We start from the raw sequence: 13,077 nt of genomic DNA, 5'->3' as shown, positions 1-13,077 counted from the left end.
GTATGATAGAACATATAATTAACACCATCATTAAGTGTAGGATATAATTCTGCCTCAATAGTAGCAAGTGCCAAAGATACTTTTAATGCAAATAAAGGACATCCGTTAAATTGAGGCCCTAAATCATTAAGATGGAACATACCTACAGATTGTTCACTATCGATATATGATGTTCTAAAATCATGCTTTATATCTTCATACTTATCCATCGCTTTTTCTTTCACTACTTTTCACCTTTTCTATGACTTTCTGTTTACTTATAAGTTCATTATACACTACATTACAGCCAAAACACTTATATTTTTAAGCATGAAAAAAAGTGCCATCTCTGGCACTTTAGATTACTTTGCTAACTGTTCTTTAGCTAAATCAGTTAAAGCCTTGAAACCTTCAGGATCAGCAATTGCGATTTCTGAAAGCATCTTTCTGTTAATGTTAACTTCTGCAAGTTTTAAACCGTGCATGAAAGTTGAATATGACATATCGTTCATTCTGCAAGCAGCGTTGATACGTGCAATCCAAAGCTTTCTCATTTCTCTCTTTAACTGTCTTCTATCTCTGTAAGCATACTTTAAAGAATGCATTACCTGTTCATGAGCTGTTTTATATAAAGCATGTTTGCTACCGAAGTAACCTTTAGCTAGCTTTAATGTCTTTTTTCTTCTGCGTCTAGTTGTAAATCCGCCTTTTACTCTTGCCATGTGTATATCCTCCTTAAAATTAACCTATTAGATACGAGACTTGATTCTCTTGTAATCTGATGGGTGTACTAATGTTGATTTAGCGAGATGCTTTTTCTGTTTATGTGTCTTATTATGTGATAAGTGAGATACGTATGCATGGCCTCTCTTTAATTTACCACTTGCTGTTTTCTTTAAGCGCTTCTTAAGACCGCTATGTGTTTTCATTTTTGGCATGATAAGTTTCCTCCTATTTTACTTTGCTTTTTTAGGTGCGAGCATTGCTGTCAATGTTCTTCCTTCTAGTTTAGCTGGCTTTTCAACGACGCAATATTCAGAACATTCCGCAATAAAATCATCCATAATCTTCTGTCCAAGATCAACATGAGCCATCTGTCTTCCTCTGAAACGAATTGCTACCTTGACTTTATCGCCATCCTGTAACCATTTCAAAGTACGTTTAAGCTTCACGTTCTTATCGTGTACATCGATTGTTGGAGATAACTGCGTCTCCTTGACCGCAACAACTTTTGAATTTTTCTTCATTTCTTTTTGTTTCTTCTGCTGCTCGAAACGATACTTTCCGTAATCCATGATACGGCATACCGCTGGTTTTGCCTTAGGAGCAACACAAACTAGATCAAGTCCTGCATCATAAGCACGATTCATTGCGTCTCTCTTGCTCATAACGCCTAACTGTTCTCCATTCTGATCAATAACCAGTACTTCCTTAAAACGAATATTTTCGTTGATTGGATCTTCCTTCTTCACTGGTTTTGTTCTATCATAACGTCTAATAAAAGCCACCTCCGCTTACTTCATATTAAATAAAAAGTGAGCGTACTAGCGCCCACTTATCGTTAGAGTTTAATCTAGTGACATTGGCCCATCGACTGTATCAATCGGGCGAGAAGTAGGCACTTCTTCTTTCCACTTTTTACTTGTTCATCTTACCCAACATACAGGTGTTTGTCAATAACTTTTTTAATTTATTTTAGATTTCTGTAATAACACCATTCACCGCATGAATCTTTACGCCTCTATACTTTATAGTAGCCTTGACTTTGAGATTTTCTATATCCATCGGGCGTTCCATCGTACAATCTTATAATCGATCATGACTCGTGTATTCTCTTCAAGTAACACCTTACTATTATAATAATCCTCAGTTAAAATCTTATCTTTAAAAAGTGTCTCATTCACTACACCAAGCTGACTCAAATCACCTACAGTAAAACTTGCCTGAGATATATTAACAGCCTTAGGAAAGAATACTTGTGTGGCCACTAAATATGTTTCTTTTCCATATATAAGTCCATAAGGATGTACACTCACACTTAAGACAACTTCCTCTGTAGTCTGATTTTATCTCTTATTTTCAACCCACAAAAGACCGCAACAACATATACCACTAGTACAACAATTTGACTGATCAGTTTACTATGTTTCACTGTTTATTCTTCTTTATCTTTTAGAAGGTTTAAAAATCTGTGTAAAAGAAGAAGGAAGCGGTGCTTTAAAGGTCATTGTTTTATGTGTAAAAGGATGTGTGAATGCAAATTCATGCGCATGTAGACCTAATCTCTTTAAAGGATTTGTAAGTGCTCCATACTTCTTATCACCAATAATAGGATGATTCAAAGAAGCCATATGAACACGAATCTGATTCTTACGCCCTGTATCTAAGAATACTTCCATCATTGTATAATCCTTAGATACTTCTAATGGCTTGTAGTGCGTAATAGCCAATTGTCCCTCTTTCGCAATACGCATCTTTAACTGTTTATCTTCTACAAGATGATTCTTTATTGTACCTGACTTACGACATTGTCCTTCTAATATTGCAACATAGCCTCTTGTTTTAACATACTTATTCCAGTTATGAGTTAATTCCTGATAAAGCTTCTTATTCTTCACAAACATAAGTACACCAGAAGTATCCTGGTCTAAGCGATGTACAAGATAACACTGCTGTCTCTTCTTACGACAATATTCCATCACCATATAAAAAGCTGTCTGATATTTATTATTCTGTGTCTCTTCACTCACAAGCCCTGAAGGCTTATTAATGACTATCATGTCATCATCTTCATAAAGAAGTTCAAAAGGAAGATTCGTCTTCTTACCAACTTCTACTTCATCTCCTGGATGTAATTCAAAGGCATGATAAGTCTGTACTTCACCATTCACCTGTACCGATTTATATTTCAATAAATTCTTACAATCATTTCTCTTCTTACGAGTATGCTTTACAAGAGAATCTAATAGTAATTCATCTGTTGTAACCTTATACATTCTTTTCCTCCAAATAACGTCTCACTTCTTCTTCTAAATACTGTGGACCTTTTTCCAGTAATACAGAAAGAGGTTCATCTGTATGATTAATACAGCGTACATCCTCAAATCCGGCTTCAAGTAATGTCTCTTTATCTTCACACTTTCCACAAAATGCGACAACAGGCTTATTGTATTTCTGTGCTAAGCGCAAGACACCTATTGGTGTCTTTCCATATAAAGTCTGATGATCCATTTTTCCTTCACCTGTAAAAATAATATCCGCTTTCTGGATTGCTTCCTCTAGGCGAACTGTACGACTGACTGCATCAAATCCAGTCACTAGTTTACCATTTAGTCCTGTAACAATCGCATAGCCCATGCCTCCTGCTGCTCCTGCACCAGGTATACATGAATCATCCTTATCAACTAATTCACTCATTATTTTCACATAATGCTTCATTGCCTGATCTGTCTTTTCTAGATCTTTCACCTTTTTTTGAGGGCCAAAGACATAAGTGGCTCCTTCTTCCCCACATAATGGATTGGTAACATCACATGCCCCTTCTACTTCTATATTTGATAAATCGAGACGTGTTTTCTTAATATGATCAAGTGTTTCGAGTCCTCTCGCATTCATTGGAATACGCTGATCAAACTGATCAAAGAAACCATAACCCATACCACTTAATAGACCTATTCCTCCATCATTACAAGCTGATCCACCTAAAGTCAAAAGGAAACGTTTGACACCATGATCATAAGCATATTTCATCATTTCTCCTACACCATAAGATGTTGCTTCTGTTCCGTTCTTTTCTTCTTCAGTCAGGTAATCAAGTCCACATGCCTGTGCACTTTCTATAATAGCAAGATCATCCATAATAGCGATTTTTGCATGAACTGTCTTAAATAGTGGTCCTGCTACCTCTATTTCATGAATATCACCATTTAGATAATGATTCATGACTTCCATTGTCCCTTCACCACCATCAGCTAAAGGACAAATATGTACATTATTATAAGCTCTCTGTACTGCTTCTCCTGCAGCATATGCAGTCATGCTTTCTTTAAAAGAATCAAATGCAGCAAGTATTTTCATCATTATCACTCCCTGTATGTATTCTAACATAAAAAAGTTCATGGTCACCCATGAACTTTTAAGATTTTCTTTTTAATAAATAAATATTTTTCTTATAAACAATAACATAGAAAATAATTGATAACACAACTGCAGAGAGTGCATCAATAATTCCATGTTGCTTGGTTAAGAAAGTAGAGATAATAATCCCTATTGTAAGAATTATAGTTCCCTTCTTCATAATACTAGTTGCATGCTTTGATTTACTAAATGCCATGCACATACCAATAGAATTAAAGATATGAATACTTGGCAACACATTGGTTGGTGTATCAAGCTTATAAAGCAAATCAACAAGTATTAACGCAATATTGCTATGACCTAAATGTTTTGGTCTAATATCCAAACCATTAGGATAAATGACTGATACCACTATAAAGAGTGTCATACCAGTAAATAGGAATGTAATCATCTGCAAGTATTCTTTCTTATCTTTGAAGAAGAAATACCAGAAAGAGAAGAAGATATACCCAAACCAGCTGATATAAAAGAAAACAAACCACTCATTAAATGGAATTATATGATCTATTGGTGTAGAAATCATATGATATTGCGTCACTGGCATGAAATGTTCAATAAAGAAGAAACATACCAGATAAACTACAAAGTACAAAAACGTCCACCAGTAACGCCAATTCTTTTTCATTAGTTTTTAGAGAATTCTGACAAGATTAATTCCTTGTTCTTATCAGTCGCCCAGTTGATTCCCCACTGATTAGAGAAGAGTAATAAATACTTTCCTCTTAAATCCTGCACTCTCTTTGTATCTGAAGATAAATTCAAGCTATATAGATCAATTTCTTTATTATCAATCCATCTGATGAACTGATATCCAAGAGGTTCTCTCTTGATATTTACGTTATATTCGTTCTTTAAACGATATTCAAGTACTTCAAACTGAAGGACACCTACTACACCTACAATGATTTCTTCCATTGAACCACCAATTTCAGTGAAGATCTGAATAGCCCCTTCCTGGGCAATCTGTTCTACACCCTTAACGAACTGTTTACGCTTCATTGTATCTGTATTACGGATACGTGCGAAATGTTCAGGAGCGAATGTAGGGATACCTTCAAACTTGAATTTGTGCTTAGGTGTGCAGATTGTATCACCAATAGAGAAAATACCTGGATCAAAGACACCGATGATATCTCCAGAATAAGCTTCCTGGATTTCTTCACGATCATCAGCCATTAACTGTTTAGACTGACTTAGTTTAATCTTCTTATTTCCCTGCATATGGAATACTTCCATACCCTTAGTGTATTTACCAGAAGTGATACGCATGAATGCCATTCTATCTCTGTGTGCTTTATTCATGTTTGCCTGAATCTTGAATACAAATGCACTGAAGTCTTCATTGAACGGATCAATTGGCCCATCATCACTCTGTTTTGGCTGAGGAGGCATAGAGTAATCTAAGAAATGATGTAAGAATGGCTCTACACCAAAGTTAGTTAAGGCACTACCAAAGCATACGGGTGATAGTTCTCCACGATGTACTCTTTCTAGATCAAATTCTGCACCTGCACCATCTAGTAATTCGACATCATCCTGAAGAGTAGCATAATAATCTTCACCAATTTCTTTAATTAATTCAGGATCATCATAATCAGTAATGATTTCCTGTACTTCCTTCTTACCACCCTGTACTGGTACGAAACGAATCACTTTCTTAGATTCTCTTTCATAAACACCTTTGAACTGTTTACCACATCCAATAGGCCAGTTAACAGGACATGTATCCATACCTAATTCCTGTTCAATTTCTTCCATTAATTCATAAGGGTCTTTGGCTTCTCTATCCATCTTGTTGATGAAAGTAAAGATAGGAATATGTCTCATTGCACAAACCTTGAATAACTTACGTGTCTGTGCTTCGACACCCTTAGATGCATCAATAACCATAACTGCTGAGTCAGCTGCCATTAAAGTACGATATGTATCTTCTGAGAAGTCCTGATGGCCTGGAGTATCTAGAATATTGATACAGAACCCATCATAGTTGAACTGTAATACTGAAGATGTAACAGAGATTCCTCTCTGTTTTTCAATTTCCATCCAGTCACTGACTGCATGACGCATATTCTGCTTACCCTTAACCATACCGGCTTCCTGAATAGCTCCACCATATAATAAGAACTTTTCTGTTAATGTTGTTTTACCAGCATCAGGGTGAGAAATAATCGCAAACGTACGACGTTTACTTACTTTATCTACAAATTCTGACATATAGCCTCCTTAAATTACGAATTGACCATTCTTGAAGATCTGCACTGTTTTTCCATCTTGAGTCACAGCTTCAATATCAAGGTCTTTTGTCCCAATCATAAAATCAACATGTGTGAATGAATCATTAACACCATGTTTATATAATTCTTCTTTAGTCATCTCATAACCGCCCTTAATACATTCATTAAACCCTTTACCAAGAGCAAGATGACATGCTGCATTCTCATCAAATAATGTGTTATAGAATAATAGCCCCATTTCTGATATAGGAGAATCAACAGGCACGAGTGCCACTTCACCTAAATAATGAGCTCCATCATCAGTATCAATGATGCTTGCAAGTACATCTTTACCTGTCTTAGCATCAAAGTCTACAACACGACCTTCCTTAAATCGAATATAAAAATCATCGACAAGTGAACCACCATGGTTAAGTGGCAATGAAGAATAAACAATACCTTCTGTCTTTCGATAGTCTGGAGAAGTAAAGATTTCTTCTGTAGGCATATTAGGGAAAGAATAAACTCCATCAGTTGTAAAACTTCCTCCACCTGCAAATAAATAATCTTTATTCATATATACTTTTAAATCAGTTCCTAGACTATTTGTATAGTGTAAGTAGTCAATAGTCATCTCATTAAGTGTCTTAACACGTTCTTCAAAAGACGCACGATGCATTTCCCAGGCATTCAAAGGATCTTTTGTATCTACATAGCATACATGATAAATAGCCTTCCATAAGGCTTCTGTTGCCTCCTGATTATTCATATCAGGAAATACCTTATTCGCCCACTTAAGAGAAGGTGCCCCAACAATACACCAGCGATCAATACCTAGATCTAAATGGTCATAGAATGTCTTAGCCTGTTCATGCATTGCTTTACTGTATGTTGCCATCTTTAAAGGATCAATACCTTTAAAACCATCAGGATTTTCTGATGTAATAGTAACTACAGCCGCATGTTCTAATGCATACTTATTACGTAACTCCACAAGATAATCAGGCACATTTTTGAAGTAATCAACATCATTATGTTCATATCTAAGTCTTGTAATATCCTCATCTACGTAATGAGCGATTACATCCTGAGCCCCTGCTTTATACGCTTCTTTGGCGATAGCTTTCACTAAAGAGGCACATTCAACATCCGCAGTAACTACAAGTTTCTGGCCTTTTTGAAGATTAACGCCCTTTTTCACTATCAATTCAGCATATTTATTCATCATATCAATACACCCCATCTCCATTATTCTAAGAATTTTCTATTCTTTGTCAACAGAAAAAGCATAACATATTACGTGTTGAATTTCCATTTTTCTTGTTATTATTTTACACATGTGATATGATATAGATAGCAGTTACACAGGACATTTTGTATTGGTTTTTTATCAGTAGTACACTATCGATTGCAAAAGCCTATAATAAAGTTGCTTGATGTATTGCAATTTACAGGAGGTATGTCAGATGACAGGTAAAGTAAAATGGTTTAAGGCCGAAAAAGGTTATGGATTCATTGTAGTAGAAGGACAGAGCAAAGATATCTTCGTTCATTTCTCTGCAATCAACGCTGATGGATACAAGACTTTAGAAGAAGGTCAGACTGTTGAATTTGACGTTGTTGAAGGCGATCGTGGACCACAGGCAGCTAACGTTACAGTAATTGAATAATCATCATAAAAAAAGGCTGATGCAATAAGCATCAGTCTTTTTTTGTCACATAAGCAATTAACAGCTTCATTGTGTTCTCTACTGCATCTACATGTGAACGTTCCATACCATGGCTTGCAGCTACACCTGGACCTATCAATGCACCTCTAATATCCTGGCCACCTCTTAAAGATGCAGAGACATCAGAACTATAAAATGGATAAATATCAACAGCAAAAGATAATTCATTATCTTTTGCAAGATTGATGAGCGTTGTTGTCATCTGATAATCATAAGGACCACTAGAATCCTTCGCACAGATAGAAACAGCTCTTTCAGTGCAGCTTAAGTCTTTACCAATACATCCCATATCCACCGCAATAAATTCTTCAATTTCTTCAGGAATATAAGCGCATCCATGTCCTACTTCTTCATAAGTAGAAATCAAGAAATACCAAGTATCACGAGGAATAATGAATTCTTCCTTCATTGTCTTTAATAAGCCATATAGAATAGCTACGCTGAGTTTATCATCTAAGAATCTAGATTTAATAAAGCCACTTGGAGTAATTGTAGTTTTAGGATCAATACAGATATAATCTCCTGGCATGATACCTAATTCTTCTACTTCCTTCTTAGATGACACACATTCATCAATACGTACATGCATTGTCATATCAGTTCTAGGGGCATTCTTAGAATCGTCATAGACATGTGCACTTGGAGAATTAGATAGAATTGTTCCTGTATAAGTTCTGCCATCTCTTGTTACTATTTTACAATATTCACCATCTAATGTAGGAACAATAGGGCCTCCTACTAAAGTGAATGCAAGTGTACCATCTTCTTTGATACTTCTGACCATAAGTCCTAAAGTATCAGCATGAGCACATAATGCCTTTGTATGATGACCGATACCAGGTACCTTAACAATCAGATTGCCTTTATTGGTATGCATTGTCTCATAACCTAAGGCTTTGACTTCTCTTTCATAAAAGTCAATGACTGCTTTTGTATATCCTGTAGGAGAATCAATTAAAAGCAGTTCTTTCGCAAATTCCATTACTTTTAAGGCGTTCATATGAATCCTCTCTTTCTTACTCATTATAACATCTAAAAAAGATCAAGCATATTATCAAGATAGATTTCTTCTCTCACATGAATTGAATATTCTGGCTTCACCATATAATATAACAGAAACTCTAATACAAGAGCACTGCCTAGACTTCTACCTTCTATCTTGAACTGTGTAAAGCCTAATGGCTTATAAATAGACTGTATGTCTTCAATACTGATAAACGAAGGATTATGCATGGCATGAGAAAAAAGATAACCTTGCTTTGCATTTGGTGCTTTACAAATATGATCAGGGATATCTTTACCTAAATTCTGTAAACTCACCGTTTCATAACATTTCTTTCTATCCTGACATCCTACATAACAGCATTCATTACATAAGAATTCTACTTTATCCTTCTGTTTGATTGTAGATAAGAGTTTTAATTTCTTATTCAAACGGAAATCAGGCACAACATGACGGAATTCTTCTCTTTCACATTCTTCTTTAAATTCATTAAAGTCAGTGATGACTTTAGTGGTAGAAGAGACAAAATAAAGCTGTTGATATTTCTCCATCAAATAGTGTAACAAGAGATCAGAGTGTACAATGACTCCATTGTTGCCTGCCTCATTAAACAATCTACATAATGTATTACATTTAGGATCTAAGAGATGTTCTTCTTCTAGCATAGAGTTACTAAAAGTAAGTCTTGCAGAAATATGATATGTTTTCATCAAGTCTAATACCTCACGAGGGTTATCTTCTCCTTCTCCTAGTCTTCCTCCACCCCATAAACAGTCCATTGGAGCACCATAAATAGAACCTATTTCACACCAGTCATAAAAATATTCTCTATGTTTATAAAAAAGAGGAAGGAATTTCTTATATAATTCATAGAATTCAAATAATCCTGGTAAGTGGTAATAAATTGTTTGATTCATCATTCTTCCGTTAATTCTTTCAACACTTTTCTTACATTATGAGCTGCATCTTCCTGTATCTCAATAATACGAGCTCCTCTAGACTTGGCTACTTCTCTTAAATCTACAGATATTCCTGTATGGAATGAACATCCTACTACTAAAAATACATCTCCTGGTTGTAATGTATAAACCATTTCATAAGCTAATTGATAATTTGGTGCTGGATCACCATAAAGAACTGGCTTATTGTATAAAGAATAGGCAATATCCATTTCATCATCAGCAGGAAGACCACCATGTAGTTCTAATGCATCGCTGCCTGCAAGTCTATGTAAGCCATCAATATTCATTGTGATAATAGGAATATGATACTCTGCCAAGGCATAATGTGCATCATTTGGTTTTGCGCCATTCATATTCGCTTTTAATTGTCTAATAACTTCATTGTATTCTTCGTGATGCCTTTGTGCATAGCTTCTAAATAGTTTTTCTCTGACATCCGGTCTTTCCATAAATGTAGGAATATTACTCTGCTTAGATATTCCTGCACCTGTAAATGCGATTATCTTCATAACATCATCTCCTTGTGACTTATTATAACACTTATAGGAGTCTTAATAAATCTTCTACCTTCTCTAGTATATAATCAGAATCACTCATATCCTTGCTTTCTACACTACCCCATTTTGCGAATGCAAAATCAATGCCTGCATTTCTTGAAGCAAGAAGATCTGAATAAGCATCTCCAATATAAATAACATCTTCTTTATTTAATCCTAAACGTTCCATACACAATAATAATGGTTCAGGATCCGGTTTATGTTTAGAGGTATCATCCTCCAGCACAACAACTTCCATATAATCATCTAGTCCTAAAGAAACTACATCAATATCATATTGTTTCTTATTTTTAGAAGAGACAACACTAAATCTTAACTTTTCATGCAATGTCTTTAATACGTCATCCATTCCTTCATAAGGGCTTGCCTGATATTCATTCACATATTTAACCCATCTTGCATATACTTCTTCAGGATTGTTGACTTCTAGTTCTTCCATGACCTTCATACCTGGATAAGAAGCAAAATGGTACACTTCCTCTAACGTCCAGTTTTCTCCTTTTTCTTCCTGAATAATCTTTTGTAACGGAATCATATTCATATCAAGTGTATTGACTAAAGTATTATCAATGTCAAAAATAAGGGCTTTATATTTCACTATTATTTCCTCTCTATTTCTATTACATAAGGTGCATTTTTTTTATTCATCATTTTAAAACTTGATACATTATATGTATGTGTATCTAAATCTGATACATAGTTATCAATCCATAAAGCTTCTTCTTTACCCTGAGGATGTCCAATATAACAAGTTATAAAGATGACCTTTTTCATATGTTCAACAGCTTTAATAAGAGTTCTTTGAGTAACATCAAGTGTTGTTGTGATATTATGATCTCCTTCCGGTAAATAGCCTAGATTAAAAATACCAATATCAAATGTATCAACATAATGATCAAAATTCTCATGAGAATCATGAATAAGATGTGCTTTGTCTCCTACTAATTCTCTTGTATGTATTAATGCTTCTTCTTGTATATCAAAGCTATAGACTTCCTTGCAGCATTCAATTAAAGCCTTTGTATCATGACCATTACCCATTGTGAAATCTACACCTATTTCTAGATTATCATATGTATGCATACGTTCATGAACATACTCTACCATACTTAACATAATTCTTCTCTCCTTTAAAAAAATCCGGCAAATGCCGGATTCATTATGATTTTAATGCAGGAAGGTCTCCTGTATAAAGACAATATTCTTCTAATGTCCAGTTATTTTCATACATGATCTTAGCCGCTTTTTTACCTACATAACGGAAATGCCAAGGTTCCTGTGTAATACCTGTAATCTTAGAAGTACCATCTGCAAAACGTAATACAAAGCCATATTTATGCGCATTCTTGCATGCCCATTTATATTCTGATGTATCACCAAATACAAGTCTCTTACCTTCATTGACACTTTCAGAACTCATATCAATACCAAGTCCTGTCTGGTGTTCACTTGCACCAGGTAAAGCAACGTGCTGAATTGCATAAAGCTCTCCCCACTTCTGCTTATATTCTTTGTAGATTTCATTCTGTTCACGATAAGAACGATAACCACTATTAATCATGATATAATAGCCTTCCTGTTCACCTGCTTTACGCATAGCAAGGAATGCTTTATAGGCTTCTTTTCTAAGTTTTGGATGATCACACTTTTTAGTAATATATTTCTTATCAGGTGTCACGAGATCAGTTGGTTTATAATCTGAAGGGAGATATAAGCCTTTCTTTACAAGTGTAGTGTAGCGAGCTGGATTAGTAATAGTATGTCTAGTCGCTTCCTTAGTAGAATCTCCAATAAAAGGATAAGACGTACTTAATACAGCATAGTTATAATTCTTACTTGATTTATAAGCTGCTTCATATTTATCTAAATCCTGGAATTTAAAACCAGAAACAGCCATATAATTCTTCATCTTATTATAGCTATAGCCTTTATCTAGAATATAATCCAAATCATCGCTATCCGCTGTTTTTAAGATTGCCCAGATCTGTTTTTCAGTAAAGCCTTTCTTCTTTAAAGTAGGAATCTGATCATCTAACATAGGTGTTAATGTGTCAACAACATCTGCAGATTTCATCTTCTTATGAAGAGACTGATACTTTTCAAAATCAGCATAATACTTAACATCCTTAGAATGCTTTAACCATGAATCAAGATGATCTAAATAATCATCATCAATGACCATCTTCACTTTGTCACTTGTTAGTTTTAATACAGCAGACTGCTGAGACCATGAATAACCCTTCATAGCCAATCTAATACGTGAAAAGTTAAATGTAATAACTAATACCAATACAACAACTACAGGAATAACAACTTTTAAGACGTTATCCCATCTTATTCTTCTACGACGTCTGTAAGGAGAATAATTATAATTTCTCTTTCTTCTTCTCATACTTGTTACCTCTTTCTATATCACAAGTAATAGTACCAAATGGCACATAATTTGTCCATAATACAAGAATATTATCTTATGATTTCACATAATTTACATATTAC

General features: G+C 34.9%; 16 protein-coding genes and 1 pseudogene. 1 reads left to right on the top strand and 16 read right to left on the bottom strand.

The genetic code is table 11. The features are described 5' to 3' along the window. The 10 genes and pseudogenes from B2S90_RS08450 to B2S90_RS08405 form a co-directional block, all read right to left on the bottom strand. Positions 1-224, bottom strand: a pseudogene (locus B2S90_RS08450) (hypothetical protein); the annotation flags it as partial. Between the two features lie 117 nt (positions 225-341). Beyond that, positions 342-701 (bottom strand): 50S ribosomal protein L20, encoded by a 360-nt coding sequence (gene rplT / locus B2S90_RS08445; RefSeq protein ID WP_055234514.1) that lies wholly within the window; start codon positions 699-701, stop codon positions 342-344. 27 nt (positions 702-728) lie between these two features. Continuing rightward, entirely contained in the window at positions 729-917 is a 189-nt protein-coding gene (rpmI, locus tag B2S90_RS08440; protein ID WP_006505447.1) for a 50S ribosomal protein L35, read from the bottom strand. 18 nt (positions 918-935) lie between these two features. Continuing rightward, positions 936-1,487 (bottom strand): translation initiation factor IF-3, encoded by a 552-nt coding sequence (gene infC / locus B2S90_RS08435; protein WP_055234513.1) that lies wholly within the window; start codon positions 1,485-1,487, stop codon positions 936-938. Positions 1,488-1,754: 267 nt separating this feature from the next. Then, a complete protein-coding gene (locus tag B2S90_RS08430) occupies positions 1,755-2,015 on the bottom strand; it encodes a hypothetical protein (RefSeq protein WP_286696884.1) in 261 nt (86 codons plus the stop codon). 129 nt (positions 2,016-2,144) lie between these two features. Next, entirely contained in the window at positions 2,145-2,975 is an 831-nt protein-coding gene (locus tag B2S90_RS08425) for an RluA family pseudouridine synthase (protein ID WP_278860823.1), read from the bottom strand. Then, positions 2,968-4,059, bottom strand: a complete 1,092-nt coding sequence (locus B2S90_RS08420; RefSeq protein WP_286696883.1) for a glycerate kinase — start codon at positions 4,057-4,059, stop codon at positions 2,968-2,970. The genes B2S90_RS08425 and B2S90_RS08420 overlap by 8 nt, the downstream gene beginning before the upstream one ends. A 55-nt stretch (positions 4,060-4,114) precedes the next feature. Further along, positions 4,115-4,708, bottom strand: coding sequence for a hypothetical protein (locus tag B2S90_RS08415; RefSeq protein ID WP_278861783.1), 594 nt, complete (start codon positions 4,706-4,708; stop codon positions 4,115-4,117). A gap of 32 nt (positions 4,709-4,740) precedes the next feature. Then, on the bottom strand, positions 4,741-6,330 hold the full coding sequence (locus B2S90_RS08410) for a peptide chain release factor 3 (RefSeq protein WP_279080042.1): 1,590 nt from the start codon (positions 6,328-6,330) through the stop codon (positions 4,741-4,743). A 9-nt stretch (positions 6,331-6,339) separates the two neighbouring features. Then, positions 6,340-7,557 (bottom strand): aminopeptidase, encoded by a 1,218-nt coding sequence (locus B2S90_RS08405; RefSeq protein ID WP_055289784.1) that lies wholly within the window; start codon positions 7,555-7,557, stop codon positions 6,340-6,342. Positions 7,558-7,795: 238 nt separating this feature from the next. Here B2S90_RS08405 and B2S90_RS08400 point away from each other — a divergent pair, with 238 nt between their 5' ends. Further along, entirely contained in the window at positions 7,796-7,999 is a 204-nt protein-coding gene (locus B2S90_RS08400) for a cold shock domain-containing protein (RefSeq protein WP_055289779.1), read from the top strand. A gap of 31 nt (positions 8,000-8,030) precedes the next feature. On the opposite strand, the gene B2S90_RS08395 is transcribed toward B2S90_RS08400, so the two are convergent. From B2S90_RS08395 to B2S90_RS08370, 6 genes are read right to left on the bottom strand one after another with little or no spacing between them, the layout of a single operon-like run. Then, a complete protein-coding gene (locus B2S90_RS08395; protein ID WP_055289777.1) occupies positions 8,031-9,059 on the bottom strand; it encodes a M42 family metallopeptidase in 1,029 nt (342 codons plus the stop codon). Between the two features lie 32 nt (positions 9,060-9,091). After that, on the bottom strand, positions 9,092-9,979 hold the full coding sequence (locus B2S90_RS08390) for a hypothetical protein (protein WP_286696882.1): 888 nt from the start codon (positions 9,977-9,979) through the stop codon (positions 9,092-9,094). Next, positions 9,979-10,533, bottom strand: a complete 555-nt coding sequence (locus B2S90_RS08385) for a Sir2 family NAD-dependent protein deacetylase (RefSeq protein ID WP_055234242.1) — start codon at positions 10,531-10,533, stop codon at positions 9,979-9,981. Before B2S90_RS08385 ends, B2S90_RS08390 begins: the two co-directional genes overlap by 1 nt. Before the next feature lie 31 nt (positions 10,534-10,564). Then, positions 10,565-11,179, bottom strand: a complete 615-nt coding sequence (locus B2S90_RS08380) for an HAD family hydrolase (RefSeq protein ID WP_238703590.1) — start codon at positions 11,177-11,179, stop codon at positions 10,565-10,567. A gap of 2 nt (positions 11,180-11,181) precedes the next feature. After that, positions 11,182-11,697: a tRNA (mnm(5)s(2)U34)-methyltransferase gene (locus B2S90_RS08375; protein ID WP_286696881.1), complete on the bottom strand. Its 516-nt coding sequence runs from the start codon at positions 11,695-11,697 to the stop codon at positions 11,182-11,184. Positions 11,698-11,740: 43 nt separating this feature from the next. Further along, on the bottom strand, positions 11,741-12,973 hold the full coding sequence (locus B2S90_RS08370; protein WP_055234239.1) for a M15 family metallopeptidase: 1,233 nt from the start codon (positions 12,971-12,973) through the stop codon (positions 11,741-11,743). Between the last annotated feature and the right edge of the window lie 104 nt (positions 12,974-13,077).

Source organism: Catenibacterium sp. UBA627 (assembly GCF_002299355.1).
Classification (GTDB): Bacteria; Bacillota_I; Bacilli_A; order Erysipelotrichales; family Coprobacillaceae; genus Catenibacterium; species Catenibacterium mitsuoka.
This window is presented reverse-complemented; position numbering and strand designations above follow the sequence as displayed.

Excerpts from the sequence above, each read along its gene's own strand:
- B2S90_RS08385 (WP_055234242.1), bottom strand. The coding sequence starts at position 10,533 with ATGAAGATAATCGCATTTACAGGTGCAGGAATATCTAAGCAGAGTAAT.
- B2S90_RS08400 (WP_055289779.1), top strand. The coding sequence starts at position 7,796 with ATGACAGGTAAAGTAAAATGGTTTAAGGCCGAAAAAGGTTATGGATTC.
- B2S90_RS08375 (WP_286696881.1), bottom strand. The coding sequence starts at position 11,697 with ATGTTAAGTATGGTAGAGTATGTTCATGAACGTATGCATACATATGAT.
- B2S90_RS08370 (WP_055234239.1), bottom strand. The coding sequence starts at position 12,973 with ATGAGAAGAAGAAAGAGAAATTATAATTATTCTCCTTACAGACGTCGT.
- B2S90_RS08390 (WP_286696882.1), bottom strand. The coding sequence starts at position 9,979 with ATGAATCAAACAATTTATTACCACTTACCAGGATTATTTGAATTCTAT.
- rpmI (WP_006505447.1), bottom strand. The coding sequence starts at position 917 with ATGCCAAAAATGAAAACACATAGCGGTCTTAAGAAGCGCTTAAAGAAA.
- B2S90_RS08425 (WP_278860823.1), bottom strand. The coding sequence starts at position 2,975 with ATGTATAAGGTTACAACAGATGAATTACTATTAGATTCTCTTGTAAAG.
- rplT (WP_055234514.1), bottom strand. The coding sequence starts at position 701 with ATGGCAAGAGTAAAAGGCGGATTTACAACTAGACGCAGAAGAAAAAAG.
- B2S90_RS08410 (WP_279080042.1), bottom strand. The coding sequence starts at position 6,330 with ATGTCAGAATTTGTAGATAAAGTAAGTAAACGTCGTACGTTTGCGATT.
- B2S90_RS08405 (WP_055289784.1), bottom strand. The coding sequence starts at position 7,557 with ATGATGAATAAATATGCTGAATTGATAGTGAAAAAGGGCGTTAATCTT.
- B2S90_RS08395 (WP_055289777.1), bottom strand. The coding sequence starts at position 9,059 with ATGAACGCCTTAAAAGTAATGGAATTTGCGAAAGAACTGCTTTTAATT.
- B2S90_RS08420 (WP_286696883.1), bottom strand. The coding sequence starts at position 4,059 with ATGATGAAAATACTTGCTGCATTTGATTCTTTTAAAGAAAGCATGACT.